This window comes from Micromonospora sp. NPDC126480 (assembly GCF_040302465.1).
Lineage (GTDB): Bacteria > Actinomycetota > Actinomycetes > Mycobacteriales > Micromonosporaceae > Micromonospora.
Genome location: NZ_JBEORU010000007.1, coordinates 131018 through 156479 on the forward strand (window position 1 = coordinate 131018; position 25462 = coordinate 156479).

Sequence of the window (25462 nt, forward strand, 5' to 3'; positions counted from 1 at the left end):
CACCCGGCATCCGCGTGCCGCGCCATCATGATCGACTCTATGCCCCCGGCATCGCGGTATCCGCCACACCAGCGGCCTCGGGTCGATCACACCTGCTTCGGAACGGGGGCCGTGTGGGCGGTCAGACGATCCGGGCGCCGGCGACCGGGCCGTGGGCGGTGCGGGCCTGCCGGCACACGTCGGCGGCGTCCAGCTCGGCGGCGATCCGCTCCGCGTCGGACGCGTCGGCGGCGAGGAAGACGCAGGTCGGCCCCGATCCGGAGACGAGGCCGGCGAGCGCGCCGGCCGACTCGCCCGCCTTCAGGGTGGCGGCCAGCGACGGACGCAGGGAGAGCGCGGCGTCCTGGAGATCGTTGCCCAGGGCGGCGGCGAGCACCCGGGGGTCGCGCTGCCGGAGCGCGGCGAGCAGCGCGTCGGTGCTGCCGAGCGGCGGGCGAGCGGTCCCGGCGTCGCGGAGCCGGTCGAGTTCGGCGTACGCGGCCGGAGTCGACAGGCCACCGTCGGCGATCGCGACGACCCAGTGCCAGGAGGTGGGGCGGGCCAGCACCGGGCTGACCGCCTCGCCCCGGCCGGTGCCGAGCGCGGTGCCGCCGTGAATGAGGAACGGCACGTCGGAGCCCAGGTCGGCGGCGATGTCGGCCAGTTCGTCGCGGGACAGCCCGGTGCCCCACAGCGCGTCGCAGGCGACCAGCGCGGCGGCGGCGTCGGCGCTGCCTCCGGCCAGCCCGCCCGCGAGGGGGATCTGCTTGCGCAGGTGCAGCCGGGCGTGCGGGAGGACGCCCGCGTACCCGGCGAGGGCGTGCGCGGCCCGGATGACCAGGTTGGAGTCGTCCAGGGCGAGCTCCCCGGTGCCCTCGCCCTCCATGGTCAGGGTGAGGGTGTCACCGCGGCGCGCGGTCAGCTCGTCGTGGATCGAGATCGCGTGGTAGACGGTGTTCAACTCGTGGTAGCCGTCGCGGCGCAGCGGACCCACCCCGAGGTGCAGGTTGACCTTGGCGGGCACCCGTACGCGTACCGGCCCGCTGGCGCCCCGCGGCCCGTCGTCGTCCGGTCGCCAGGCCTCGGTCACGGGGTGTTGTCCCGGACGCGCGACCGGATGTCGAACGGCTTGGTCACGATCAGCTCCTGCTGTCGGTGGCGGGCGCGTACACGCGGCCCCAGGGCGGGCACGGCGCCAGCCTAGCGGGCGGCCGGCGCGGCGGCCGGGGCCGACGCGGCGATGTCGGCGAACTGCTCGACGGTGAGTGACTCCCCGCGTGCGCCGGGGTCCACACCGGCGGCGGTGAGCGCCGCCGCTGCCCGGTCGGCGCCGCCGGCCCAACCGGCGAGGGCCGCGCGGAGCGTCTTTCGGCGCTGCGCGAACGCCGCGTCCACGACGGCGAAGACCCGCTGCCGGGGTACGTCGGGGCGGGGCGGCTCGCGACGGGTGAAGGCGACCAGTCCGGAGTCGACGTTCGGCACCGGCCAGAAGACGTTCGGCGGGACCTTCCCGGCGGCGCGGGCGCGGGCGTACCAGGCGAGTTTGACCGACGGCACTCCGTACACCTTGGAGCCCGGACCGGCGACGAGCCGGTCGGCGACCTCCTTCTGCACCATCACCAGGCCGTGCCGCACGGTCGGCAGCTCGGCGAGCAGGTGCAGCACCACCGGCACGGCGACGTTGTACGGCAGGTTGGCGACCAGCGCGGTCGGCGCGGGGTCGCCGAGCTGGGCGGCGGTGACCCGCAGCGCGTCCGCCCGGTGCACGGTGAGCCGGTCGGCGTCGGGACCGGCGTGCCGGGCGGCGGTCTCCGGGAGGGCGGCGGCGAGCGCGGGGTCGATCTCGACGGCGTGCACGTGCGCCGCGACCGGCAGCAGGGCGAGGGTCAGCGAGCCGAGGCCCGGGCCGACCTCGAGCGCCACGTCGTCCGGGGCGAGACCGGCGGTGTTGACGATCCGGCGGACCGTGTTGGGGTCGTGGACGAAGTTCTGGCCGAGCTTCTTGGTGGGGGCGACGCCGAGGCGTGCGGCGAGGTCCCGGATCTCCGCCGGGCCGAGGAGACCGGTCACGCCCCGTAGCGTATGTGGGATGGCCCGGGTGATTGCAGGGGACCCTTCACCTACCGCAGGCGTTAATAAGGGGCCCTTCCTTTCACCAGGGGCCGAAGGCGCGGTCACCGGTTGTGGAGATGGCCTCGCACAGGTCGTCCAGGTCGGCGCCGGTGGTGGTGGCCAGCGCGCGGACGGTGAGCGGGATGAGGTACGACGCGTTCGGCCGGCCGCGGTGCGGCATCGGCGTGAGGTACGGCGCGTCGGTTTCCACGAGGATCTGGCCCAGCGGGGTCACCGCGGCGGCCTCGCGGAGCGCCCCGGCGCTGCCGAACGTCACGGTGCCGGCGAAGCTGAGCAGGTAGCCGCGGCGGACGCACTCGCGGGCGAACCCGGCGTCGCCGGAGAAGCAGTGCATGACCACCGTCTCCGGGGCGCCCTCGTCGTCGAGGATCCGTAGCACGTCGTCGTGCGCGTCGCGGTCGTGGATCACCAGGGTCTTGCCGTACCGCTTGGCGATGTCGATGTGCGCGCGGAAGCTCAGCTCCTGCGCCGCGCGGCCCTCGTCGCGGGTGCGGTAGAAGTCCATGCCGGTCTCCCCGACCCCGCGCACCCGGTCCTGGGCGGCGAGGGCCTCGATCGCGCGCAGCGCCTCGTCCAGGTCGGCCAGCCGCGGCGCCTCGTTCGGGTGCAGCGCGACGGTCGCGACGACCGCCGGGTACTTCTGCGCGACGTCCGCGCCCCAGCGGGACGAGTCGACGTCGACGCCCACCTGGACCAGGCGGTCGACGCCGACCGCGGCGGCCACCTCGACCGCCTTCGCGACCGGGTCGTCGACCGGGCCGCCGCCCGGCACGCCGACCTCGTGGACCGTGATGTCGAGGTGGGTGTGGCTGTCCAGCACCGGGCGGGGCAGCGGCTCGGGCGCGGGCGGAAACTCGCCGGCGCGGCGGGCGGCGCGCTGCTTGCGGGACTCGGTCTGCTCGCTCATCGCCGCAAGCATCACACACCGGGCCTGTCCATCCCCCCGCCACCCGATGTTCACCCCGGCTACGCCGTGCGCGCTTAGCGTCGCCGGATGGACCAGACGGGAGGTGACAGCATGAGTGTCGCGTCTCAGTCCAGCGGTGCCGCCGACGAGCGCACCGGACTGCGGGTCGCGTACGGCGGCGGGGTGTACCCGGCTGAGGAGATCGCCCGGGGCGCGGCGTACGGGCTGTTCAGCGCGGACGAGGTGCCCGGTTTCGAGTGGGCGCCCCGGCCGGGCACGGGGCTGCCGTGGCGGAGGTTCGTGCACGTCACCGAGGTGACGGCGGTGCACGGCGCGGCGGAGCCGGTCGAGCAGCCGGAGACGCCGCTGCTGGTGCCGCTGCACCGGGAGCGGGGCTGGGCGTCCGTGCATCAGCTCGCCCAGCAACCGCAGGCCGCGGGTGACCCGCTGCTCACCGCCGTCCGTTGGTCGGCGGCGGTCCGGCGCGGCACCCGGATGGTGAAGATCCTCTCGGCGGGGCAGCTCGCCGGCTACGTGCGGGGGTGGCTGCCGCACGGCTTCTGCTACCGGGAGCACGACGTCGCCCACCTGCGGACACCGGCGGCGACGGCGGTGCTGCGCGGGGACGGCGCGGGGGCCCGGGACGACACTGACGTGACGTACGTGCTGCGCTGGCGGGCCGCCGACCCGGCCGACTACGACGTGCCGGTGGGCGCGGAGCACCGGGGGCTGGTCGAGCTGGCGCCCCGCGACCGCCTCGGCGCGGCGGTGCTCGGCACCGGTTTCGTGCCGAGCAGCAGTCAGTTGGTGCCGGAGTTCATCACCCGGGACTTCGCCGACCTGCCGATGCCGGCGAACGCGACCCTGCTCGCGTACCCGGCGGACGGCAGCGAGGTGGTGTTGTACACGTACCAGGCGGAGCAGCGGGGGTGGCTGCGGATGGTCGGCCCGCAGTGGCGGCACCTGCTGGCCGCGGTGCCGGGCCTGTCGCCGGACCAGGAGTACGTGCCGACCGGCGAGGTGCCCCGGTCCACGCAGCTGATCGGCGGCTACGCCGGTGGCGAGTACGAGGCTGTCGCCGACCTGCCCGGCGGTTTCCGGGTGCTGGCGATGACCCGGGCCGCGCGGTACCCGGTCGACTCGGTGGCGCGGCGGGTGCGCCACGCCCGGTGGCGGGACGTGCCGTGCCTGGTGTTGCGGGAGGAGGCGGGCTGGCTGCGGCTGCGGTTGTGCCGGCCGGGCCCGGAAGCGGTGGCGACGACCGGTGCGCAGTGCCACGAGCGGGGGGTGTACGAGACCTGGGCACCGGGCACCGAGGTGACCGACGACCGGGTGGTGGACCACCCGTACGTCATCTGAGCGAATACCGGCGGACGGCAGGGGAATGCGCCCGGGGACCATGCGGGAGCGCGACCTCGGGAGAGAACATGCCGTTCATCACCGTGGGGACGGAGAACTCCGCCCCTATCGACCTGTACTACGAGGACCACGGGTCCGGCCAGCCGATCGTGCTGATCCACGGGTTCCCGTTCAACGGGGCGACCTGGGAGAAGCTGTCGATACCGCTGTTGAACGCCGGGTACCGGGTGATCACGTACGACCGGCGCGGTTTCGGCAATTCGGCCCAACCGACGTTCGGGTACGACTACGACACGTTCGCCGCCGACCTGGACGTGCTGATGTCGGAGCTGGACCTGCGGAACGCGATCCTGGTGGGCCACTCGATGGGCACCGGCGAGGTGACCCGCTACCTGGGCGCGTACGGCTCGGACCGGGTGCAGCGGGCGGTGCTGCTGGCGCCGCTGGCGCCGTACCTGTTGCAGACCCCGGACAACCCGGAGGGCGTGGAGAAGGGCCTGTTCCAGGGCTTCCAGCAGGCGATCATCGACGACCGCTTCGCCTACCTGACCCAGTTCTGCGAGGCCTTCTTCAACTACTCCGAGAACAAGGGGAAGCTGGTCAGTGAGGAGGCGTTCCGGGCGCACTGGGAGATCGGCGCGCGCGCCTCGGCGAAGGGCACCCACGACAGCGTGGACGCCTGGCAGACCGACTTCCGCGGTGACCTGCCGAACATCGACGTGCCGGTGCTGATCGTGCAGGGCGACAAGGACAACGTCCTGCCGTACCCGAAGACCGGCGCGCGGCTGCACCCGATGCTGCCGGGCAGCCAGTTGGTCACGTTGAAGGGCGCGCCGCACGGCACCCCGTGGACCAACGCGCCCGAGGTGAGCAAGGCGATCATGGAATTCATCGGGGCGCCGGCGATGGCCCGCGCCTGACACCGGCCGCGGCCGCTGCGACGCGACGGCCCCGGGGCGCGTACCCCGGGGCCGTCCCGGCGTCAGCCGGTCAGGCGGGCGAGCTCCTCGTCGACGATCGACGGGTCGAGCTTGCGGAACACCGGCTTGGGTGCGGCGAGCGGCCGGCCCGCCTCCAGCGGAACCGACTCCCAGCGCGCGCCGACCGAGTAGTCGCCGGTCAGCACCGGGTACGCGGGCCCGCCGTCGAGGTCCTCGACCTCCTCGACGACCGGCATCGGCGCGTGCACCCCGGTGCCGCCGAGCAGCTCGTGGATCTTCTGCGCGGAGTGCGGCAGGAACGGGGTGAGCAGCGTGTTGGCGTCGCTGACCACCTGGAGGGCGACGTGCAGGATGGTGCCCATCCGCGGCTTGTCCGCCTCGTCCTTGAGCTTCCAGGGGGCCTGCTCGGACAGGTACCTGTTCGCCTCGGCGACCACCTTCATCGCCTCGCCGATGGCCTGCTTCTGCCGGTGCTTGCCGATCAGCTCACCGACCGTGGCGAAGCCGGCGCGGGCCACGGCGAGCAGCGCCTCGTCGGCCTCCGTGAGCCCGGCCGGGTCGACCGGCGGGATCGCGCCGAAGTTCTTCGCCGCCATCGAGATGGACCGGTTGACCAGGTTGCCCCAGCCCGCGACCAGCTCGTCGTTGTTGCGCCGGAGGAACTCCGCCCAGGTGAAGTCGGTGTCGTTGCTCTCCGGGCCGGCGACGGCGATGAAGTAGCGCAGCGCGTCCGCGTCGTACCGCTCCAGGAAGTCCCGGACGTAGATGACCACCCGGCGGGACGACGAGAACTTCCTGCCTTCCATGGTGAGGAACTCGCTGGAGACCACCTCGGTGGGCAGGTTGAGCCGGCCCAGGTCGCCCGGCTGGCCGTCCCGGGAGCCCTCGCCGGAGTAGCCGGACAGCAGGGCCGGCCAGATCACCGAGTGGAAGACGATGTTGTCCTTGCCCATGAAGTAGTAGCCCTGGGCGTCCTTGCCCTCGCCGTCGGTGGACCACCAGCGGCGCCAGGCCTCCGGGTCGCCGGAGCGGCGGGCCCACTCGATGGAGGCGGACAGGTAGCCGATCACCGCGTCGAACCACACGTAGATGCGCTTGTCGGCGCGGTCCCGCCAGCCGTCAAGCGGGATCGGCACGCCCCACTCCAGGTCCCGGGTGATGGCCCGGGGCTGGAGGTCGGCCAGCAGGTTCTTCGAGAAGCGCAGCACGTTCGGCCGCCAGCCCTCCCGGGTGTCCAGCCACTGCCGCAGCGCGTCCGCGAGGGCCGGCAGGTCCAGGAAGAAGTGCTCGGTCTCGACGAACTTCGGCGTCTCCCCGTTGATCTTCGACTTCGGGTTGATCAGGTCGATCGGGTCGAGCTGGTTGCCGCAGTTGTCGCACTGGTCGCCGCGGGCGCTCTCGTAGCCGCAGATCGGGCAGGTGCCCTCGATGTAGCGGTCGGGAAGCGTCCGGCCGGTGGACGGCGAGATGGCGCCCATCGTGGTCTTCGGCACGATGTACCCGTTGCGGTGCATCCCGTCGAACAGGTCCTGCACCACCGCGTAGTGGTTGCGGGTGGTGGTACGGGTGAACAGGTCGTAGGAGAGGCCCAGGCCGTGCAGGTCCTCCACGATCACCCGGTTGTAGCGGTCGGCCAGCTCGCGCGGGGTGACCCCCTCCGCGTCGGCCTGCACCTGGATCGGGGTGCCGTGTTCGTCGGTGCCGGAGACCATGAGCACGTCGTGGCCGGCCATCCGCATGTACCGGGCGAAGACGTCGGAGGGAACGCCGAAACCGGAGACATGGCCGATGTGGCGCGGGCCGTTGGCGTAGGGCCAGGCGACCGCGGCGAGAACGTGACTCATGACCAGCAAGCGTAGTGACCCGTACCGGACCGCTGCGAACCAATAGGGCGGGCGGGTCGGCCCGGTGGCCGCGACCGGGTCGGATGTTGGTCCGATTTGTCCTCGACACGCGGCCTGACGTGCCCGGTGCGGTGTGCGTACCGGTGTGCAATGAACACGTGAGTGGCAGACGAGCCGACGAGCGCCCGTCCGGTCCGCCGGCCGGCGGTCACCACGACCCCGCCGCGCCGCCGCGTCCCGCCGGGGTGGCGCCGCACCCCCGTCCGGTGCCGGGCGCACCGTCGGCGACGGCCGAACCCGCCGTCGAGGTGGAGCCGACCACCGGTGCTCCGCTGGACGCGCTGCCGCGCCGGGTACCGGTCCGCCAGCCGCGCCGGCTGCGCCGGGCGCGCTCCCGACCCGGCGACCCGCCGGACGGTGACGAGGCGTGGGCGCCGATCGAGGAGGTGCACTGGGACGGCACGCCGGTGAAGACGGAGCCGAAGCCGGAGCGCGGCCGGTGGGCCCGGTTCGAGCGGTGGCGGCGACGCGCCCGTAAGCCGGCGCACCCGCCCGACCCGCTGCCGGGACTGGCCGCGCTGGTCTCCCTCAGCCTGCTCGCGGCGTTCTTCGCCTGGGTGAGCGCCGCGCCGCTGTGGCTCGCCGTCGGGCACTCGACGTCCGGGCGGGTGGTGATCGACGACTGCACCGGAGGGGGGCTGACCCAGCGCTGCCGGGGCAACTTCGTGGCCACCGGGGACCGATGGGTCGCGCACGGCGTCGCGGTGAGCGGGGTGGCCCGGGAGCTGGCGACGCCCGGGAGCGTCGTACCGGCCCGGGTGACCGGCCGCGACGCGAGCACCGCGTACGCCGACACCGGCGCGTCCGGGCACCTGCGCTGGCTGCTCGGCCTCCTGGCGGTGGCGGGCTGCGGCGCGGGCATCGCCCGCTGGAGCGGCGCCACCCGGCTGCGCGAGCCGCGGCTGCGCCGCTGGGCGGTGGCCGCCTCGGCCGTGGGGCCGCTGCTGATCACGGTCGGGTTCCTCACCGCCGCCTGGTGACACGGTGCAAGGAAGGGCCCCTTGATAACGCCTGAGGTAGTAGAAGGGTCCCTTCTTAACGGGCTTCCGCAGCGAACGGAAGCCCGTCAGCGGTGGACGACGTCGTAGACCTCGCGGCGACGGAGCCCGTACTCGGCGGCGACCTCGGTCACCGCGTCGCGTCGGGACCGGCCGCCCGCCTCCCGCTCGGCGACCGCCGCGCGCAGCGTCGCGTCGTCCGGCCGCTGCGCGGCCACCTGCGGCGCGCCGGCCACCACCAGCGTGATCTCCCCGCGCGGATCCCCCTCGGCCGCCCACGTCGCCAGCTCGCCGAGCGGACGGCGGACCACCTCCTCGTACGTCTTGGTCAGCTCACGGCACAGCGCGGCCGGCCGGTCCGCCCCGAAGGCGGCGGCCAGGTCGGCCAGTGCCCCGGTCACCCGGTGCGGCGCCTCGAAGAGGACCAGCGTGCGCTCCTCGGCGGCGAGGGCACGCAGCCGGGACCGCCGGGCGGCCGGGGTACGCGGGAGGAAGCCCTCGAAGCAGAACCGGTCACTGGCCAGCCCGGAGAGCGCGAGCGCGGTGGTGACGGCGCTGGGGCCGGGCGCGGCGGTGACCGGCACCCCCGCGTCCAGCGCCGCCCGCACCAGCCGGTAGCCCGGGTCGGAGACGCTCGGCATCCCGCCGTCGGTGACGAGGGCGACGGCGTGACCGGCGAGGAGCGTGTCGACAAGCTCCGGCGTACGGCGTTCCTCGTTGCCCTCGAAGTACGAGACGATCCGGCCGGGCACGGTCACGTCGAGGTCCCGGGCCAGCCGGGTGAGCCGCCGGGTGTCCTCGGCGGCGACCACGTCGACGGTGGCGAGCACCTCGCGGAAGCGGGTGGACGCGTCGGCCGGGTTGCCCAGCGGCGCGCCGAGGAGGATCAGGCGTCCGGGATCGGACTTCTCACCCACGAGACGGTGCTCCTTCATCGACGACGGTAGGGATTCTTGGGACGACGGGCGCCAGCACCCGCCTCCGCAGCCTACGATCGCGGGGTGACCCAGGCGTCGACAGCGCACCCCGCCGGCCAGGCCGGGCCGGAGCAGCCGGATCGAGACGAGTCCGCCGGCGGCGTCCCCGACGTCGTACGGCGCCGCCTGGCCAGCATCGACGCGCACCTCGACAGGCGGTCGTGGCTGGCCACCGGTGTGGTCGTCGCGATCGCGGCGATCCTGCGCTTCGTCAACCTCGCCCATCCGCCCGGCAAGATCTTCGACGAGGTCTACTACGCCCGCGACGCCTGGGGGCTGGTCGACCGGGGCGTCGAGTGGAACTACAAGGACGGCGGCCCGTCGTACGTGGTCCACCCGCCGCTGGGCAAGTGGCTCATCGGGCTCGGCGAGTGGGCCTTCGGCTACTCCGACACCGAGCACGGCGTCTCGGCCGCCGGGCACCTGGTCACCACCGCCCCCGAGTTCGCCTGGCGGTTCTCGGCGGCGGTCGTCGGCACGCTCTCGGTGCTGCTGCTGGTCCGGATCGGGCGGCGCCTGTTCCGGTCGACGGTGCTGGGCTGCGCCGCTGGTCTGCTGCTCGCCCTGGACGGCTTCCACCTGGTGCTGTCGCGCACCGCGCTGCTCGACATCTTCCTGCTCTTCTTCGTGCTGGCCACATTCGGTGCGCTGGTGCTCGACCGGGACGCCCGGCGGCGCCGCTGGGCGCGCGCCCTGGCGGACGGGCTGGACCCGGGCCGCCCCGGGCGCGCCGGCCGGCCGGCCGGTGGCTGGCGTACGTGGCCGTGGTGGCGACTGGCGGCCGGGGTGCTGTTCGGCTGCGCGTGCGCGGTGAAGTGGAGCGCGCTGTACTTCCTGCCGGTCTTCGTGCTGCTGGTGGTGTTCTGGGAGGTGGGCGCGCGCCGATCCGCCGGGGTGCGCCGCCCCTGGCGGGACACCCTGCTGGACGAGGTTCCCTGGCTGGTGCTGGCCGGGCTGTTGATGGTGGTCACCTACGTCGCCACCTGGTCCGGCTGGCTGCTCGGCGACGAGGGGTACTACCGGGTGATCGACGCACAGCGGTGGCCGAACGCCCCGCTGAGCGACACCCCGGTCATCGGGGCGCTGCAGAACCTCATCGAGTACCACCGGGCCGCGTACGGCTTCCACGCGCAACTGGACGACTCACACAAGTACCAGTCGTGGCCGTGGCAGTGGCTGCTGCTGGGCCGGCCGGTCGCCTTCTACTGGTCGGGCGACGGGGCGTGCGGCGCGGCGAGCTGCGCCTCGGAGGTGCTGCTGCTGGGCACCCCGCTGCTCTGGTGGTCGTTCCTGCCGGCCCTGGTCGCACTGGCCTGGCTGGGCCTGGCGCGGCGGGACTGGCGCGCCGGGACGATCCTGCTCTGCGTGGCCGCCGGCCTGCTGCCCTGGTTCTGGTTCGCGATCGCCGGCGGGCGCACGATGTTCTCCTTCTACGCGGCACCGGCGCTGCCGTTCCTGGTGCTCGCGGTGACCTACGTGCTGGGGGCGATCATCGGCCCGCCGGTGTCGGCCGGGTCGGCCGACGCGACGGAGGCCGACCAGGACCGCCGCCTCGTCGGCGGTGTCGTCGCCGGGGCGTACGTCGTGCTCGTGGCGCTCTGTTTCGCGTACTTCTATCCGATCTTCGTCGGCGACACCATGCCGTACGACGACTGGTCCAACCGGATGTGGTTGGACGGCCGCTGGATCTGACCGGCCGGGGCGCGGCGGGTCGCCGCCGCGCCCGACCGACGGCGGCACCGCTCGTCGCGGTCCGGTGACGGGACCGACGACAAGGGCCCGCGCGCTTTTCGCGTGCGGGCCCTTTCACGTAGATGCGCGCCCCGATCGCCTGCCACGGGGGAAGCGGGCGATTGGGGCGCGCAGGGAGAGCTTAACCAGCCGGCCGCAACGGCACAACGGGTCGGCCCGGGTCAGATTCACGACGGACGCCACGCCGGACAGTCGTTGCGTACGGGACCGATAACGGTCGGTCAGCCGGGCGGGACGGAGCGCCACGGGTGGGCCCCTGGCGCGATCTCCGGCCGGTGCACGGTTCCCTCAATGTATCGATGAATTTATCTTTCTGGTTAACACTCGTCGATTCCGACGGCACCCGCCACGACTGGACTGTCGGGCGACCCCCGACCGACCGGGATGGAGCATGCGATGACCCGTACCCTCCGCTGGCTGGGCGGCCTCCTGGCCGCCGCCACCCTCGCCACTCTCGGCCTCGCCGCCCCGGCGCGGGCCGCGACGATCTCGGTGCCGTTGCGCACCCTCGTCGCCGACCTGCCCGTCGCGTCCGAGGTGCGCACCGGCTACTCGCGCGACCTCTTCCCGCACTGGATCGACGCCGACGGCGACGGGTGCAACACCCGGTACGAGGTGCTGATCGCAGAGGCCACCACGAAGCCGTCGGTCGGCTCCGGCTGCTCCCTCTCCGGCGGCCGGTGGTACTCCTACTACGATGCCGTCTACTGGACCAACCCGTCCGATCTCGACATCGATCACCTGGTCCCGCTGGCCGAGGCATGGGACTCGGGCGCCCGCAACTGGACCACCTCGCGGCGGCAGTCGTTCGCCAACGATCTCGGTGACGTGCGCTCCCTCGTGGCCGTGACCGACAACGTCAACCAGGCCAAGGGCGACAAGGACCCGGCGGCCTGGCTTCCCGCTCAGGAGAGGTGCCGGTATATCCGCGAGTGGGCGGCGGTGAAGACCCGGTGGCGGCTCAGTGTCGACAGTGCGGAGAAGAGTTCGCTCACCAGCTTGGCGAACTCCTGCTCCAACGTCACGGTGACCGTGACCCACGCCTACTGAGACCGGCGGTCCGAGACGGGACGAGCGAAAGACACCTGTCCGTCCCGTCTCGGCCTGTCTGCGTCGAAGTCCGCTCTTAATCCGTCGAGTACGCCTTTGACCGGGTTTTCACATTACGAAGACGGGACGTACAGGGGTACCGGAGAAGCGGACATAAGGGGTCTACCGCACCTCTAGCCTCGTCCGAGTGGTCGCTCACATTCACTCTCACCAGGCACCGGAAGCCCCGCCGGGAACTCTGGTCCGGATCGCCACACCGGGCTCCGCCCCGGTGTTCGTCGATGTCACCGGACGTCGCCACCGGCGGGTCCGGCGGTGGGGGCTCCTCCTCGCCACCGGTTCCCTCGTGTACCTGCCGCTCGTCGCGGCCGCCGCCCTGACCGGAGCCGCCGTACCGTCCGGCGCATTGCCGCCGCCTGACCGTCGACCCGGGCTCGACGCGGCCGACCAGCCCGCCCCACCGGTGCCGGCGGACGTGCCGCCGGCCCTCGTCGAGTCCCCTCCACAGCCGATCGCCCCGCTCGTCCGGTCCGAACCGGACGGACCGACGCCCGAGGCGGCACCGGACTGGTGGCCGGATCCGGAGCCCCCGACGCCCCCGCCACCGCCCCCGCCGCCGCCACCGCCGCCACCGCTCCCCACGCCGTCGCCGACCGGCCCGACGGCCACGCCGTCGCCACCGCCGACCACTCCGTCGGCGCCGACGCCGTCTGCCACGGAACCGACAAGGGGGTGGCGGGCTTGACGGCCCGCCGGACAACCCGGAAGCACGACAGCGCCCGACGCGCGGCGCCACGCGCCCGCCGCGACCGCCCCGACCTGCGCACCGGCTGGTTCGTCTGGGGAATGCTGATCACGGTCGCGCTCTGCGTGCTGTTCGTCGAGGCGTACGCCAACTCCGAGTTCGTCCCCGACCATGTGCGGGAGAGCGGCGACCAGGACCGGGTGCCCGCCGCCGTCCGGTCCGGCGGCCCGGTGGTGGACACCACCGAGGGCCGGACCGCCTCGTACCGGCTGCCGGCCCGCACGATCGCCCTCACGTTCGACGACGGTCCCGATCCGGTGTGGACGCCGCGGGTGCTCGACGTGCTGCGCCGGCACCGGGTCGAGGCCACCTTCTTCGTCGTCGGCAGCCAGGTGGCACGGCACCCGGGTCTCACCCGGCGGATCGCCGCCGAAGGGCACGAACTCGGGGTACACACCTTCAGCCACCCGGACGCCACCGTGCTGTCCGGGTGGTGGCGCCGGTTGGAGTACGCGCAGACCCAACAGGCCATCATGAGCGCCGCGGGCGTCCGGACCCGGCTGCTGCGCTTCCCGTACTCGTCGACGCCGCAGGCGATCGACAACGAGGCGTGGACGGCTATCCGGGAGGCGGGCCGGCTCGGCTACCTGACGGCCGTGAACGACACCGACAGCCGGGACTGGGCGCGACCCGGCCCGGAGGTCATGGTGCGCAACATGACACCGCCGACCGGTCAGGGCGCCGTCGTCCTGCTGCACGACGCCGGGGGCGACCGATCCCAGACACTGGCCGCCCTGGACCGGTTCATTCCGATGATGACGGCCCGCGGGTACCGGTTCACGACCGTCACCGACGGCGTGAACGGCGGCCTGGAAACCGGTGCGGAGGGAGTCGGGCCGGTCGAGGGGAACGTGCCGGTGTCCGGCCCCGAACGCTTGCGCGCCGGCACCGTCATCCTGGCTGTCGGTATCGCCGACCTGTTCCTCGAGGTGCTGCGCGTGCTCTTCGTGGTGGTCGGCCTCCTGGTGCTCGCCCGTACGCTGCTGCTGCTCGTCCTCGCCGGCCGGCACGCCCGACGCCGCCGCTCCCGGCGCTGGTCGTGGGGCCGCCCGGTCACCGATCCGGTGTCGATCGTCGTGCCGGCCTACAACGAACAGGCCGGCATCGTCGCCACCGTCCGGTCACTGGCCGGCGGAGACCACCGGGGCATCGAGGTCATCGTCGTGGACGACGGTTCGACCGACGGGACCGCCGACCTGGTGGAAGCGCTGAACCTGCCGAACGTCCGGGTCATCCGCAAGCCCAACGGCGGGAAGCCGAGCGCCTTGAACACCGGGATCGCGCACGCGCGCCACGAGATCGTCGTCATGGTCGACGGGGACACGGTGTTCGAGCGTGACGCGGTCCGCCGGCTGGTCCAGCCGTTCGCCGACCCGTCGGTCGGCGCGGTCGCGGGCAACGTCAAGGTGGCCAACCGCACCGGCCTGCTCGGGCGGTGGCAGCACATCGAGTACGTCATCGGCTTCAATCTGGACCGCCGGCTGTACGAGACCCTCGGCTGCATGCCGACCGTCCCCGGGGCGATCTCGGCGTTCCGCCGCCGCGTACTGCTCGCCGTCGGCGGTGTCAGCGACGACACCCTGGCCGAGGACACCGACCTCACGATGGCCGTCCTCCGGGCGGGCTGGCGGGTCGTGTACGAGGAACGCGCCCGGGCCTGGACCGAGGCGCCCGCCACGCTGCCCCAGTTCTGGCGCCAGCGCTACCGCTGGAGCTACGGCACGATGCAGGCGATGTGGAAGCACCGCCGGGCGGTGTTCGACCACGGCGCGTCCGGTCGCTTCGGCCGCTTCGGGCTGCCGGTGCTCGCCCTGTTCGGGGTGGTGCTGCCCCTGCTCGGGCCGGTCCTGGACCTGATGGCGGTCTACGGGCTCGTCTTTCTCGGCACCACCGAGACGGCCGTGGCGTGGCTGGCGATGCTCGCCGTCCAGGCGCTCACCGCGCTGGTGGCCTTCCGGCTCGACCGGGAGCGCCTCGCTCCCCTGCTGACGCTTCCGCTGCAGCAGTTCGCGTACCGGCAGTTGATGTACCTGGTGCTGGTCCGCTCGACGATCACCGCGCTGACCGGGACCCGGCTGCGGTGGCGGAAGCTGAAACGGGCCGGGGACCCGGTCGCCGAGCCGTCCGCGGGGCCAGTCGCGCCCGGCGGCCGGGACCGGTGGTTCGACCTGCTGCGGGTGATCGCCCTGGGCCGGGTGGTGGTCTACCACATGTTCGGCTTCGCCTGGCTGAGCTGGGCCTTCCCGGCGATGGGGGTCATGTTCGCCCTCGCCGGGTCGCTGATGGCCCGGTCGTACGACCGGTCGCCGACCGGTGCGGTCAACGCCCGCCTCCGCCGGCTCCTGCCGGCGCTGTGGGTGCTGGGGCTGGTGGTCGTGCCGTTGATGATCTGGCAGGGCTGGCCGGACCGGCCCGCCTGGCCCGGACTGCTGACCTGGGTGGTTCCGCTCGCCGAGCCGGCGGGCAGCACCTGGGCCCGGGACGTCACCGGAGTGCTGTGGTACCTGGTCACCTTCCTCTGGCTGGTCCTGCTCTCCCCCGTGCTGCTCGGGCTCTACCGCCGGTGGCCGCTGCCGACGGTGCTGCTGCCGCTGGCGGCCGTGGTGGTCCTGCAGACCTCGGCCCCGTCGCTCGGGCGGGCCGTCGTCGACTCCGTCGCCATCGACCTGGCCACCTTCGGCGCCTGCTGGATCGTCGGGTTCGCCCACCGCGACGGACACCTGCGCCGGATCCCCTGGGGCGCCCTGGTGACACTTGCCGTCCTCTGCGCGGCGGTCGGGGTCGGGTGGGTCCTGACCCATCCCGCAGCCGGGCTCGACCTCAACGAGATCCCCGTCGCGCAGGCGTTCTACTCGCTCGCGTTCGTGCTGGTGCTGCTTCGCGCGGCACCGCGGATGACCTGGCTGGCCCGGGTACGGCCACTGGACGGCCTGATCACCGCGCTGAACAGCCGCGCCCTGACGATCTACCTGTGGCACAACGCGGCGATCGCGGTCTGCTTCAGCGTCGGCGACCTGTTCGACGTCTGGCAGCTCGGCAAGGCCGGCTACCTGGCGGTTGCCCTGGTGCTCCTCTTCGGGGTCGTGGTGCTGCTCGGCTGGGTCGAGGACGTCAGCGCGCACCGGAAGCCACGCCTCGTACCCTGGCCGGCCCGGGCGCGACCCCGGCCCGTCGTGGCGCGACCGGTACGCGTACCGGAACCGGCGCCGCTGCCCCCGGTGCGCGAAAAGATGAGGAGGTGAGAAGGGCGGGCGGCGCCCTGGCCGGGGCGCCGCCCGCGATGGCGCTCAGGGCTGCTTCGGCAGCCGCGGCAACCAGCCGATGAACCGGTCCTGGAGCGAGGTCGCGGCCGGCGCGGGCAGGTCCTGGGTGGCCGCGGCCAGGCAGGACCCGAGGTAGACGGTGAGCATGGCACGGTCGGCCTGGTACTCCCGCAGGAGCAGATCCCGTTTCGGCTCGCACGGCCACTCGGCGCCGCAGGTCCCGCAGGTCCAGGCCGGGGTCGACGGGGCGTGCTCGTCCGTCCTGGACGTCGAGGAATCCGCAGCACCGGTCATCGCGCTCCCTTTCTGGTCCGTGCCCGTCCGGGCACAGTCGACAGTGGATGCCGCCCGCTTCCCCACGCGACGCCCCAACAGCGTGGCAGAACTCTCCGGCGTTACACCATTGCGGTACGTTGATCGACCGTGGTGGACGCGAAGCTGACCGGGGACCGGGCGCCGGCCGGGCGAACCCGTCACCCGAGGCACGACCCGGGAGACGCCGATGCGTGACCTGCTGCCGCCGGCGGTCGCGGTCGCCGTGGCCGGTTCCACCGACTGGGCGGGCCGGCTGCTGCCGGAGGAACTGGCCTGCCTCGGCGAGCGGGCCGTGGAGAGCCGCCGCCGCGACTTCACCGCCGGCCGCGTCTGCGCACGGCGGGCCATCGCGGCGCTCGGCCTACCGCCGGTCGCGGTTCCGGCCGCCGCCGACCGCGCGCCGGTCTGGCCGTCCGGCGTGGTCGGCGCGATCACCCACACGCGCGGCTACTGCGCCGCCGCGGCGGCCCGCCTGGGCGAGATCCGGTCGGTCGGCCTCGACGCCGAGCAGCACAAGACCCTCAACCCGGGGGTACGCCGGGCGATCCTGTCGACCGAGGAGGAGGACCGGCTGGCGCGGCTGCCGACAGGTACCTCCTGGCCGGCGGTGGTGTTCAGCATCAAGGAGACGGTCTACAAGGTCTGGCATCCACTTGTCGGCACGTGGCTGGACTTCCACGACGCGTACGTCGAACTGGACCCGGAGGCCGGCACGTTCACGGCCCGGATCGCCGCCGCCCGGGTGGACGCCGCCCCCGCCGCCGGCGCGCCGACTGTCGTCGACGGCCGGTTCGTCGTCGCGGACGGCCTGGTCCGCACCGCGGCGGTGCTGCTCGGCTAGCGTTCGACGTTCGCCGTGAGCGGGCCGACGCGCAGGACCCCGTCGTCCAGCGGGGTGCAGCGCACGCCGCCCCGGCCGCGCAACGCCCGGAACGCCCCCGGGCCGATCGTCACGTCCATCCAGGCGCACGGGTTGGCCGGGCGGTTCACCCGCAACCGCACCGGCCCGTCGCCCGAGTCGAGCACCAGCAGGGCCCCGACCAGGCCGTCCACCTCGACGCCCGCGGTGAGGACGTTCCGCCGTACCTGAGTGAGGTCGATGCCCGGAGGCAGCGACTCCCGGGCGATCACCGTGACGCTCGCGTTGCGGTGCGCCGGCTTGCCGAAGTACCGGTCGCCGACGATGCCGAGCCCGGCCCGGATCCGCACCTCGTCGACCAGCTCGCCGGGCGGTGCGGGTGCCGGGCCGTCCGCGGGCCGCCCGACGTAGCGGTGCACGGGCGAGGCCAGCAGCTGGACGATCTCGGGCACGTCGCCGAGTGTACGAACAAACCCCTCGGGTACCGGGTGCCTCCGCGTTTCGTCGCCCCCGGGTGGGGGACGCGTCCCTGGCGGGGCGGGGCAACGCCGCCGTCCGCCGCGACGACAGGGGAGGCGACATGAGCGTTGAGCGGGCAACCGACAACATCGAGCAGCTCGCCGGCCCGGCCCGGGCCCGGATGGGTGACTTGAACCGGAACGAGCGGTCCGAGGCGGATCGGGTGCGCAAGCACGACGAGATCCACGGCCAGAAGCCCGGTGAGCACATCCAGGAGGACGCCCGGGACACCCCGGACAACTTCACCATCTGATCGCGCCGTCCTCCGGGAGGCCGTCTCCGGGCGGTCTTCCGGCAGTTTCCACGCCCGGAGGCTTCGGCGGCGGTTCGTCTGGCCGCCCGTCACCCGTTTTTCCGTGGCTGTCGGATCTAGGACGGCATGTCGTCCCGGGCCGGCCCACGCCGCAGGCTTGCGTGATGACCCGATCGATCGGGCGGTTCGCTGCCGCGCTGCTCATCACCGTGCCCCTGCTGGCCGCCGCACCGGCGGGGGCGGCCGGCCGGGCGGAACTCGCCGTCCGGGACATCCACCCGGCGGGCTGGATGTCGAGTTCGGCGTCCGACGTGAACGGCCGCGGCGAGGTGATCATCACCGCGACCAACGTGGTCGACGGCGAGATCCAGCCACCGCTCGGATTCGTCTGGCGGGCCGGGAGGCACACCGCGCTGCGTCCCCTGCCCGGCGGCACCGGCAGCCTGCCGCGCGACATCAACGAACGCGGGGAGGTCGTCGGTTTCTGCCAGTCCGACGCGTACGCGGCGCGCCCGTGCCGGTGGCGGCACGGCCGGCCGCACGACCTGGGCACGCTCGACGACCGCGGCACGGGGACCGCACTGGCGGTCAACGACCACGGGGACGTCGTCGGCGACAACCAGACGTTCATCCGGGGCGGCGAGACGCGGGCGTTCCTCTGGCGGCGCGGGGTGCTCACCGACCTCGGCGGCGTCGGCGACCGCAGCGCCACCGGCATCAACAACCGTGCCCAGGTGATCGGGGTGCACCACACGGACGCCGGGCAGCGGGCGTTCCTCTGGCAGCGGGGCCGGCTGACCGACCTGGGCACGCTCGGCGGCAGCGAGTCGGTGCCGGCCGACATCAACGAGCGCGGGCAGATCGTCGGAACCAGCACCACGGCTGACGGCGCCCGGCACGCGTTCCTCTGGGACCGCGGCCGGATGATCAACCTGGGTACGCCGTCGGGTGAGAGCGGTGCTCAGGCGGTCAACGACCGCGGTGAGGTCACCGGTTGGACGGTCGCCGCGGACGGTACCCGGCAGTCGTTCCGGTGGCACTTGGGTGTCCGGACCGAGTTCACCGGTTACGCCGGCGACATCAACGAGGCCGGCTGGATCGGCGGCACCAGTGCCGACCCGCGACGGGCCCTCGTGTGGCGCGGTGGCCGCACGGTGATCGGCGACCCGGCGGCCGCCGTCATGGCACTCAACGACCGGCGGCTCCTGGTCGGCTGGATCAACGCGCCGGGCGGCAACCACGCGGCCGTGTGGCGCTGACGGGGTCAGCGCGGGACGCCGGGTCCCGCTAGGGTCCGGGACATGCCCCGGTACGCCGTCGGTCTACCCAACGTCGGGCCCTTCGCCGACGCCCGCACCCTGCTCGACCTGGCCGTCGCGGCCGAGGAAGCGGGCTGGGACGGCGTCTTCCTGTGGGACCACGTCCTCTTCCACGACGGCGACTGGCCGGTGGTCAGTCCCGTCGTCGTCGCGTCCGCGATCGCGACGCGGACCTCGCGTATCCGGCTCGGGGTCCTGGTGACGGCTCTGCCGCGACGGCGGGTGCAGGTCGTGGCGCGGGAGACGGCGACCCTCGACGCCCTCTCCGGCGGCCGGCTGGTCTTCGGAGCCGGTATCGGCTCGATGGATCTCGAGTACTCCGCCTTCGGCGAGGATCCCGACCTGCGTGCGCGCGGCCGGCGCCTCGACGAGTCGCTGGCGCAGCTCGGGGCGCTCTGGTCGGGCGAGGAGGTGGCGACGCCGACCGGCGCGCGGGTACGGATGCTGCCCGCCCCGGTGCAGCGGCCCCGCATTCCGGTCTGGTGCGCCGGCCGCTGGCCCAACCGCCCCGGCTTCCGCCGCTCCGCCCGCTGGGACGGGGTGGTGGCGACCTTCACCGGGGCGGGCCAGGGTGTGCCGGTGCCGGTCGGGCAGTTCGCCGACGCGGTGCGGTTCGTCGCCGCCGAACGCGGGAGCCTGGACGGATTCGACGTCGCGGTGGAGGGCTGGACCGCGCCGGAGGACGCGGCGGAGGTCGTCGCGCCGTACGCCGCCGCCGGGCTGACCTGGTGGATCGAGGCCATGGGGTGGTGGCGCGGCGGGCCCGACGCCGCCCGGGAGCGGATCCTGGCCGGTCCCACGGTCTGATCGTCGCGGGCGCGGGCGTCCGGGCGGAACGGCACTCACAGGTGGTCGAACACGGGCGGGAAGACGAGCACCACCACCCAGGCCCACACCGCGTACACCGGGAGGTAGCCGGTCTGCCACCGTTCGAGGGCCACGAACGGTGTCCGCCGGCGGACGAAACCCCACAGCAGCCACGCCGACCAGGCGAGGTTGGCCAGCAGGATGACGTTCTCGCCGAGGGCCGCCGCCTTGTTGGGCGTGGTGCCGTACTCGGTGATGCGCCCGGTGATCTCCACCAGCACCAGCACGTCGATGACGAGCGCGCTGACCACGAGGGCGAGCTGCAGCTTGTCGAACAGGCCGGGCGGCGCCAGCGGATCGCGGGCCGAGATCGAGTAGAGCAGCAACCCCAGCACCACGACCAGCAGCAGGTCGAAGAGGATCAACGCCTCCCGCTCGACGTCGATGCCGGCGCTGGTCCAGCCGAGCGCGACGAGGAAGGCCAGCAGCACGGCGGTGAACAGCGGGGTGAACAGCCGCGTGAGCACCGGGGCGATGTTCTCGACGACGCTCTGCTTGGCCTCCACGAGCCAGCCGGCCACCACCACCGCGGCCACACTGCCGCAGGGCAGGATCCACTGCGAGATGAGGACCTCCGGGTTGATCCCGATGGCCTGGAAGGTCCCGGCGGTGAACGCGGTCAGCACACCACCACCGAGGGCGATGAGCACGTAGTAGACGAACCACTCGCCGGTGAAGCGGATGAAGTCCATGCGCCGTCGCGACGAGCGGAGATCGTCGGCCACGTAGGCCAGGCCGACCACGAGCCACAGCGCGATGGGGAGATGGATGCTGGTGACGACCAGCGACTGGGAATCGTCCCGGAGCGGGTAGGCGTTCGCCGCCACGGCGCCGAGCACGAAGAGCCCCAGCAGTACGCCGAGCAGCACGGACCGGGCCCGGCGGCGCCAGGCCAGGAAGGCCGCCAACCAGGGCAGCGCGAACAGGCTGTAGTTGGGCGCGTAGAACGAGCCGTCGTCGTCGAGAGTCATCCCGAACAGCTCCGGGACCTTCACGGAGGCTGCCGCGCCCGCAGCGCAGAGCACCATCGCGTACAGGTCACGCCGGGACCGGGCGTCCACCACCGCGCCGTCGGCGTCGCCGGTCAGCACCAACTGCTTCCACAGCCGCTCCGAGTGCTCGCGGGCGAACTCCCGGGACAGGTCGTCCAGGCGCCCCATGCGCTTGACCGCGACCAGGAACGCCTCGTCGGCACGCAGGCCCGTGGCCATCAGCTCGTCGACGGAGCCCCGCAGATGGTCCTCCAGCTCGTCGGCGTCGGTCCGCTGCAGCTCCGGGCGGCGCTGCACGTACCGGCGCCACTCCGCGAACTGGGTCTCCAGCTCGTCGTGTCCGTCCGGCGCGGTCATGCCGGTCCCCCCATCGGGAGCGCCCGCGACGGCCGGAAGTCGCCGGCCGCCAGCCAGATCTCCTTGAGCGCACCCACGACGGTGTCCCACTGGCGGCGCTGCTCGGCGAGCTCGGCCAGGCCCGTGTCGGTGATGCGGTAGTACTTGCGCCGCCGCTCCCCAGCGACCGACTGCCAGCTCGACTGCACGTGACCGAGGCGCTCGAGCCGGTGCAGCAACGGGTAGAGCAGCCCCTCGGTCCAGTCCAGTTCTCCGCCGGACAGCTCGTTGATCCGCCGGAGGATGGCGTAGCCGTAGCTCTCCCCCTCGGCCAGGATGCCCAGCACCATCGGGGTCGCCGAGGCGGCCACGAGATCCTTGGTGACCTTCACGAAACCTCCCGGGCCGCGTACACCTAGAACTGCAATGCATAGTAGTTCTAGGTATTGTCCGCGCGCCAGAGCCTTCCCCGATGTTCTTGGGCGCGCACCGGGGGCGCTGAGCGACGCGGTGATCCTCAGCCGGGATGGTGTGGAAATCAACGAAGGCCGTCTCCGGCTGGCGGAGACGGCCTTCGTGAGCTGGGTGGAGCTGAGGGGATTTGAACCCCTGACCCCCTCGATGCGAACTGTCGGCGAGCGGGTCGCGTCGGGTGTGATGCGAGGTCAGCGGGCCTGCTCAGGTCCCGCTCGGCTCGGTTCGGCTGGCACGGTTGCTGTACTTCGCTGCTGTACTGCTGGCATCGACGGATCGGCCGCCCTGACCCATCCGAGGAAGCGGCGGTGCAGCACGCCGGCCGGCGTCCAGGGCATGTCCTCGGCGGCCTGGACGAGGTAGGAGCCGAGATAGAGGGCCAGCGACACAGGAGCGTCCGCGTACTCCGCCCGCAGCTCCCGCCGCCGCGTCGGGCAGGGCCACGGCAGGCCGCAGCCGCCGCAGCCCCAGATCGGCATGACCGGGCCGTGGGTGGTCACCGCACACCCTCCAGGAAGCGAACGGTGATCGTCCGGGCCTGGCGGCTGGTCGCCCACTCGACGTGCCAGCACGGGTACGGCGTCAGCCGCGACCACCAGGCGCGGCAGCTGGCGCACATGCCATCGAGCCCTCGGACGTGCACCGCGAGGATCATCTGCTCCTGCCCGTCGCTCACTGTTCGCCCTCCCCCGGCCAATGGCCACGGTTGATTGGAATCCGGTGCCGGGCACGACAGGGCAGATCGGCTCCGCAGCGGCAGACCCGCTGCCACCGCCGCCAGGACCACACGGGCCGATGCCGTCGCGCCAGCGTCATCGCTGCGGCAAGCAGGTACTCGTCGTACGAGACACGCCGCACTGGATCTCCCTTCGGCTGGTCGACGGCACGGCGGCCGGGCCTCGCATGGTCATCCGACCGCGCACCTGACGCTCACCGTAATGACGTAGGACTGTAGATACAATAACCTGTAGAGCTGTTGGACACGTAGCGTCACATTCGTGATCGACCCCAGCGCGGATCGAGCAGTGTTCCGGCAGCTCGCGGACCTACTGCGTGACCGGATCATGTCCGGCGATCTCGCTCCCGGCGCGTCACTGCCAAGTGAGCTGCGGCTGGCTCAGGAGTACGGGCTGAGCCGAACAAGCGTCCGGCAAGCGATAGCGCTACTCCGGTCGGAAGGGCTCGTGATCGTGGAACCGCCTCGCGGCACGTTCGTCCGCAGCATGGAGCCAAGCGAGACGGTGACCCTTCGCAAAGGCGACACCGCCTCCGCCCGGATGCCCACCCCCGCTGAGCGGCGCGAGCTGGACATCGGCGAGGGTGTTCCGGTGCTGGTGGTGTTCCGCGCCGATGGCTCCCGCGAGCTGTACCCAGCAGACCGGATCCGCGTCGGACGCTAGCGGCGCGCGAACCTGCTACCCCTCGCTTGTAAGTTCTGGGCGCGTCGTCCGGCGTTGTCCGTCCGCGTCCGCGACCTCGGACGATGTCCGCGCACGGCGGCCGGCGGCTGTCCGTGTCGCGGCTCGTTGCTGTCACCGTTGCTGTCGCCGGCCACCCCTCGCCGCGACCCGGGCACGCTGCTCCATCCGCCACCCAACGAGCCCATAGGCCAGGAGAGGAAACGCGATCAGGAGGAATCCGCCGCCCGCAGCGAGGAGCCACGGCAGGATCCTGTCCCACTCCGCCCGGTCGGCGACCGGGTCAACCCACGGCGGTTGGGGCTCCAGGAACGCCGGAGCACAGCACCCGACCACGGCGGCTGAGACAAGCATCAGGGTGCCGGCGATCAGCGCGCGGCGCGGCCGAGACATGATCCGATGCTCGCAGAATCCGGCGTACAGGTCGACTCGTCCGTCGCCCACCAGCTCAGAGCCGCGACCAAGGCTCTGAGCTGGTTCTATGTCTGGGCGTCGATGGTCGGTCGTGGTCATCGTTGGTCGACATTTGACGGCCTAGCGACGGCCTGACGGCCTGTAAACGGCCTGATCTTGGACTCGGGGATTCTTGCGGACGTGTGCCACCGTCGGTAGACGTGCCGACAGATGATCCGACCTGGTTTGACTGGACGTCCCTGCTCCTCAACGCCACCGCCACCCTCGCCGCCATTGTCGCCCTCGGTCTGGCGGTCCTCGGCATCTTCCTCACCTGGCGACAAGGCAAGCGAGCAGACGAGGTGCTGATCCGCGAACGGCGGGCTACCTTCGAACTCCAGGTGTTCCGGGACCTGCTCGACAGCATTGCCAGCGCCACCTACGGTGACCTGCTCGGAATGAAACTCCGTGATACCGCGGGTCTGCTGCACCGATAGGTGACATCTGAGTTGGCTTGCCCGGTGGGCAGGCTGGAAGGATGTCGCTGTGCCCAAGCCCTATCCCCGAGAGTTCCGTGACGACGTCGTGCGTGTGGCTCGTGACCGCGAGCCAGGCGTGACGGTTGAGCAGATCGCCAAGGACTTCGGCGTGCACCCGATGACCTTGTTCAAGTGGCTGCGCCAGGCCGACGTCGATGCCGGCGCCGCCCCTGGGACGGCCGGCAGCGAGTCGGTCGAGCTGCGGGAGGCGCGTAAGCGGATCCGGTTGTTGGAGCAGGAGAACGAGGTCCTGCGGCGGGCCGCTGCCTACTTGTCGCAGGCGCATCTGCCGGGAAAAGGCTCTACCCGCTCGTGAGCGAGCTGGCCGCCGACGGGATCCCCGTGGCGGTGACGTGCCGGGTGTTGAAGATCGCTCGTCAGCCCTACTACCGGTGGCTGGCCCGACCCGTCACCAGTGCCGAGCAGGTGGCGGCATGATGCGGATCCTGCGGCACAGCCAGATCGCCGTGACCATGAACATCTACGCCCAGGTCGCCTCGGAGGCGACCGAAACCGCCCTCACCAGGCTCGGCGAGCAGTTCCTCTAGCCACAGCCAGCTTCATCCGTAGGCGTACTCGTCCACGTCAAGCTCGGCTCGCGTCAACCGAAGGAACTCCAGCACCCGGGCGTCGACATGCCAGCCCAGCAACTGGTGCTGACCGGGGAGCTTCTCCAGTCCTTCGACCGGGCTGGTCAGGTCTTCTTCCTCGCCATCCGGATGCTCGAACACACGGACGACTTGCAGCACGCTCGCTCCGCGCTCTCCATCGATGGCGTCCAGCTCCACGGCAAGTTCGCCGATGCGTTCCGCGTGGTCGAAGAGCCGATCCACGATCCGGCTGATCTGTTCGTCGACCGTCAACCCGGGCTTGCGGCAGGTGATCTTCCACCGGTGGCACGCAGGCCTCGCAGGGCTAGCCACGCGGCTGCCACGAACGGCAATCTCGTCCGGTTCGATGCCGAGCCTCGCGGTGATCTCGGCGGCCGAAACCCGCTCGGAGCTCAGCGCGAAGTACACGTACTGCGAGACGATCATCGAGGGACCCTACCTGCGCACGTACCCTCGGCGCTGCTGTACTTCACTGCTGTACAAGATCGAAAAAGGCCGT

The 25462-nt window shown here is 72.4% G+C and carries 26 protein-coding genes and 1 pseudogene; 14 read left to right on the forward strand and 13 right to left on the reverse strand.

What is annotated here, in order from left to right:
- Nucleotides 1–121: 121 nt before the first annotated feature.
- The 3 genes from ABTW87_RS09230 to ABTW87_RS09240 form a co-directional block, all read right to left on the reverse strand.
- Entirely contained in the window at nucleotides 122–1069 is a 948-nt protein-coding gene (locus ABTW87_RS09230; protein ID WP_350650106.1) for a 4-(cytidine 5'-diphospho)-2-C-methyl-D-erythritol kinase, read from the reverse strand.
- Between the two features lie 110 nt (nucleotides 1070–1179).
- Nucleotides 1180–2049, reverse strand: a complete 870-nt coding sequence (rsmA, locus tag ABTW87_RS09235; RefSeq protein WP_350650108.1) for a 16S rRNA (adenine(1518)-N(6)/adenine(1519)-N(6))-dimethyltransferase RsmA — start codon at nucleotides 2047–2049, stop codon at nucleotides 1180–1182.
- An 82-nt stretch (nucleotides 2050–2131) separates the two neighbouring features.
- The gene (locus ABTW87_RS09240) at nucleotides 2132–3031 is read right to left on the reverse strand and encodes a TatD family hydrolase (protein WP_350650110.1); all 900 of its coding nucleotides are present in this window, start codon (nucleotides 3029–3031) and stop codon (nucleotides 2132–2134) included.
- A 99-nt stretch (nucleotides 3032–3130) separates the two neighbouring features.
- Here ABTW87_RS09240 and ABTW87_RS09245 point away from each other — a divergent pair, with 99 nt between their 5' ends.
- Entirely contained in the window at nucleotides 3131–4378 is a 1248-nt protein-coding gene (locus ABTW87_RS09245; protein WP_350650112.1) for a hypothetical protein, read from the forward strand.
- Between the two features lie 68 nt (nucleotides 4379–4446).
- Nucleotides 4447–5298 (forward strand): alpha/beta fold hydrolase, encoded by an 852-nt coding sequence (locus ABTW87_RS09250; RefSeq protein ID WP_350650114.1) that lies wholly within the window; start codon nucleotides 4447–4449, stop codon nucleotides 5296–5298.
- Nucleotides 5299–5360: 62 nt separating this feature from the next.
- On the opposite strand, the gene metG is transcribed toward ABTW87_RS09250, so the two are convergent.
- On the reverse strand, nucleotides 5361–7163 hold the full coding sequence (gene metG, locus ABTW87_RS09255; RefSeq protein WP_350650116.1) for a methionine--tRNA ligase: 1803 nt from the start codon (nucleotides 7161–7163) through the stop codon (nucleotides 5361–5363).
- 158 nt (nucleotides 7164–7321) lie between these two features.
- Here metG and ABTW87_RS09260 point away from each other — a divergent pair, with 158 nt between their 5' ends.
- On the forward strand, nucleotides 7322–8203 hold the full coding sequence (locus ABTW87_RS09260) for a hypothetical protein (protein ID WP_350650118.1): 882 nt from the start codon (nucleotides 7322–7324) through the stop codon (nucleotides 8201–8203).
- Between the two features lie 86 nt (nucleotides 8204–8289).
- On the opposite strand, the gene rsmI is transcribed toward ABTW87_RS09260, so the two are convergent.
- Entirely contained in the window at nucleotides 8290–9138 is an 849-nt protein-coding gene (gene rsmI / locus ABTW87_RS09265; protein WP_350650297.1) for a 16S rRNA (cytidine(1402)-2'-O)-methyltransferase, read from the reverse strand.
- Between the two features lie 84 nt (nucleotides 9139–9222).
- Between rsmI and ABTW87_RS09270 the strand changes: the two genes are divergently transcribed.
- The 3 genes from ABTW87_RS09270 to ABTW87_RS09280 all read left to right on the forward strand — a co-directional run bounded on the left by ABTW87_RS09270 (nucleotide 9223) and on the right by ABTW87_RS09280 (nucleotide 16047).
- Nucleotides 9223–10890 (forward strand): dolichyl-phosphate-mannose--protein mannosyltransferase, encoded by a 1668-nt coding sequence (locus tag ABTW87_RS09270; protein ID WP_350650120.1) that lies wholly within the window; start codon nucleotides 9223–9225, stop codon nucleotides 10888–10890.
- Between the two features lie 456 nt (nucleotides 10891–11346).
- Nucleotides 11347–12000, forward strand: a complete 654-nt coding sequence (locus ABTW87_RS09275; RefSeq protein ID WP_350650122.1) for an HNH endonuclease family protein — start codon at nucleotides 11347–11349, stop codon at nucleotides 11998–12000.
- Nucleotides 12001–12570: 570 nt separating this feature from the next.
- The gene (locus tag ABTW87_RS09280) at nucleotides 12571–16047 is read left to right on the forward strand and encodes a glycosyltransferase (protein WP_350650124.1); all 3477 of its coding nucleotides are present in this window, start codon (nucleotides 12571–12573) and stop codon (nucleotides 16045–16047) included.
- 45 nt (nucleotides 16048–16092) lie between these two features.
- On the opposite strand, the gene ABTW87_RS09285 is transcribed toward ABTW87_RS09280, so the two are convergent.
- Entirely contained in the window at nucleotides 16093–16362 is a 270-nt protein-coding gene (locus ABTW87_RS09285; RefSeq protein ID WP_350650126.1) for a hypothetical protein, read from the reverse strand.
- 208 nt (nucleotides 16363–16570) lie between these two features.
- On the opposite strand from ABTW87_RS09285, the gene ABTW87_RS09290 reads away from it, so the two are divergent.
- Nucleotides 16571–17224 (forward strand): 4'-phosphopantetheinyl transferase family protein, encoded by a 654-nt coding sequence (locus ABTW87_RS09290; protein ID WP_350650128.1) that lies wholly within the window; start codon nucleotides 16571–16573, stop codon nucleotides 17222–17224.
- Here the strand turns inward: ABTW87_RS09290 and ABTW87_RS09295 are convergent.
- Nucleotides 17221–17694, reverse strand: coding sequence for a molybdenum cofactor biosysynthesis protein (locus ABTW87_RS09295; protein ID WP_350650130.1), 474 nt, complete (start codon nucleotides 17692–17694; stop codon nucleotides 17221–17223). The genes ABTW87_RS09290 and ABTW87_RS09295 overlap by 4 nt on opposite strands.
- Before the next feature lie 128 nt (nucleotides 17695–17822).
- On the opposite strand from ABTW87_RS09295, the gene ABTW87_RS09300 reads away from it, so the two are divergent.
- The 3 genes from ABTW87_RS09300 to ABTW87_RS09310 all read left to right on the forward strand — a co-directional run bounded on the left by ABTW87_RS09300 (nucleotide 17823) and on the right by ABTW87_RS09310 (nucleotide 20140).
- Nucleotides 17823–18014 (forward strand): general stress protein CsbD, encoded by a 192-nt coding sequence (locus ABTW87_RS09300; protein WP_130321539.1) that lies wholly within the window; start codon nucleotides 17823–17825, stop codon nucleotides 18012–18014.
- 164 nt (nucleotides 18015–18178) lie between these two features.
- Nucleotides 18179–19273 carry a hypothetical protein gene (locus ABTW87_RS09305; RefSeq protein WP_350650132.1) on the forward strand — a complete coding sequence of 365 codons (1095 nt, stop codon included), beginning with the start codon at nucleotides 18179–18181 and terminating at the stop codon, nucleotides 19271–19273.
- Between the two features lie 42 nt (nucleotides 19274–19315).
- On the forward strand, nucleotides 19316–20140 hold the full coding sequence (locus ABTW87_RS09310) for an LLM class flavin-dependent oxidoreductase (RefSeq protein ID WP_350650134.1): 825 nt from the start codon (nucleotides 19316–19318) through the stop codon (nucleotides 20138–20140).
- 35 nt (nucleotides 20141–20175) lie between these two features.
- On the opposite strand, the gene ABTW87_RS09315 is transcribed toward ABTW87_RS09310, so the two are convergent.
- From ABTW87_RS09315 to ABTW87_RS09330, 4 genes and pseudogenes are all read right to left on the reverse strand, one after another.
- Nucleotides 20176–21549 carry a permease prefix domain 1-containing protein gene (locus ABTW87_RS09315; protein WP_350650136.1) on the reverse strand — a complete coding sequence of 458 codons (1374 nt, stop codon included), beginning with the start codon at nucleotides 21547–21549 and terminating at the stop codon, nucleotides 20176–20178.
- A complete protein-coding gene (locus tag ABTW87_RS09320; protein WP_350650138.1) occupies nucleotides 21546–21920 on the reverse strand; it encodes a PadR family transcriptional regulator in 375 nt (124 codons plus the stop codon). The genes ABTW87_RS09315 and ABTW87_RS09320 overlap by 4 nt, the downstream gene beginning before the upstream one ends.
- Before the next feature lie 273 nt (nucleotides 21921–22193).
- Nucleotides 22194–22502: a hypothetical protein gene (locus tag ABTW87_RS09325; RefSeq protein WP_350650140.1), complete on the reverse strand. Its 309-nt coding sequence runs from the start codon at nucleotides 22500–22502 to the stop codon at nucleotides 22194–22196.
- Nucleotides 22499–22846 (reverse strand): annotated as a pseudogene (locus tag ABTW87_RS09330) (hypothetical protein); the annotation flags it as partial. The gene ABTW87_RS09325 and the pseudogene ABTW87_RS09330, both read right to left, overlap by 4 nt.
- Before the next feature lie 154 nt (nucleotides 22847–23000).
- Here ABTW87_RS09330 and ABTW87_RS09335 point away from each other — a divergent pair.
- On the forward strand, nucleotides 23001–23402 hold the full coding sequence (locus tag ABTW87_RS09335; RefSeq protein WP_350650142.1) for a GntR family transcriptional regulator: 402 nt from the start codon (nucleotides 23001–23003) through the stop codon (nucleotides 23400–23402).
- Nucleotides 23403–23534: 132 nt separating this feature from the next.
- Here the strand turns inward: ABTW87_RS09335 and ABTW87_RS09340 are convergent, their stop codons facing one another.
- The gene (locus tag ABTW87_RS09340) at nucleotides 23535–23813 is read right to left on the reverse strand and encodes a hypothetical protein (RefSeq protein WP_350650144.1); all 279 of its coding nucleotides are present in this window, start codon (nucleotides 23811–23813) and stop codon (nucleotides 23535–23537) included.
- A 221-nt stretch (nucleotides 23814–24034) separates the two neighbouring features.
- On the opposite strand from ABTW87_RS09340, the gene ABTW87_RS09345 reads away from it, so the two are divergent.
- The 3 genes from ABTW87_RS09345 to ABTW87_RS30205 are packed head-to-tail and all read left to right on the forward strand — an operon-like array spanning nucleotide 24035 to nucleotide 24790.
- A complete protein-coding gene (locus tag ABTW87_RS09345) occupies nucleotides 24035–24310 on the forward strand; it encodes a hypothetical protein (protein WP_350650146.1) in 276 nt (91 codons plus the stop codon).
- Between the two features lie 49 nt (nucleotides 24311–24359).
- A complete protein-coding gene (locus ABTW87_RS09350) occupies nucleotides 24360–24668 on the forward strand; it encodes a transposase (RefSeq protein ID WP_502891552.1) in 309 nt (102 codons plus the stop codon).
- Nucleotides 24665–24790 (forward strand): hypothetical protein, encoded by a 126-nt coding sequence (locus tag ABTW87_RS30205; protein WP_502891553.1) that lies wholly within the window; start codon nucleotides 24665–24667, stop codon nucleotides 24788–24790. Before ABTW87_RS09350 ends, ABTW87_RS30205 begins: the two co-directional genes overlap by 4 nt.
- A gap of 122 nt (nucleotides 24791–24912) precedes the next feature.
- On the opposite strand, the gene ABTW87_RS09355 is transcribed toward ABTW87_RS30205, so the two are convergent.
- Nucleotides 24913–25389, reverse strand: a complete 477-nt coding sequence (locus ABTW87_RS09355; RefSeq protein WP_350650148.1) for a DUF4279 domain-containing protein — start codon at nucleotides 25387–25389, stop codon at nucleotides 24913–24915.
- Nucleotides 25390–25462: the final 73 nt, after the last annotated feature.

Coding starts and splice junctions, on each gene's coding strand:
- ABTW87_RS09240 (WP_350650110.1), bottom strand. CDS start 3,031: ATGCTTGCGGCGATGAGCGAGCAGACCGAGTCCCGCAAGCAGCGCGCC.
- ABTW87_RS09245 (WP_350650112.1), top strand. CDS start 3,131: ATGAGTGTCGCGTCTCAGTCCAGCGGTGCCGCCGACGAGCGCACCGGA.
- ABTW87_RS09250 (WP_350650114.1), top strand. CDS start 4,447: ATGCCGTTCATCACCGTGGGGACGGAGAACTCCGCCCCTATCGACCTG.
- metG (WP_350650116.1), bottom strand. CDS start 7,163: ATGAGTCACGTTCTCGCCGCGGTCGCCTGGCCCTACGCCAACGGCCCG.
- ABTW87_RS09275 (WP_350650122.1), top strand. CDS start 11,347: ATGACCCGTACCCTCCGCTGGCTGGGCGGCCTCCTGGCCGCCGCCACC.
- ABTW87_RS09285 (WP_350650126.1), bottom strand. CDS start 16,362: ATGACCGGTGCTGCGGATTCCTCGACGTCCAGGACGGACGAGCACGCC.
- ABTW87_RS09290 (WP_350650128.1), top strand. CDS start 16,571: ATGCGTGACCTGCTGCCGCCGGCGGTCGCGGTCGCCGTGGCCGGTTCC.
- ABTW87_RS09300 (WP_130321539.1), top strand. CDS start 17,823: ATGAGCGTTGAGCGGGCAACCGACAACATCGAGCAGCTCGCCGGCCCG.
- ABTW87_RS09305 (WP_350650132.1), top strand. CDS start 18,179: ATGACCCGATCGATCGGGCGGTTCGCTGCCGCGCTGCTCATCACCGTG.
- ABTW87_RS09310 (WP_350650134.1), top strand. CDS start 19,316: ATGCCCCGGTACGCCGTCGGTCTACCCAACGTCGGGCCCTTCGCCGAC.
- ABTW87_RS09315 (WP_350650136.1), bottom strand. CDS start 21,549: ATGACCGCGCCGGACGGACACGACGAGCTGGAGACCCAGTTCGCGGAG.
- ABTW87_RS09340 (WP_350650144.1), bottom strand. CDS start 23,813: ATGTCTCGGCCGCGCCGCGCGCTGATCGCCGGCACCCTGATGCTTGTC.
- ABTW87_RS09355 (WP_350650148.1), bottom strand. CDS start 25,389: ATGATCGTCTCGCAGTACGTGTACTTCGCGCTGAGCTCCGAGCGGGTT.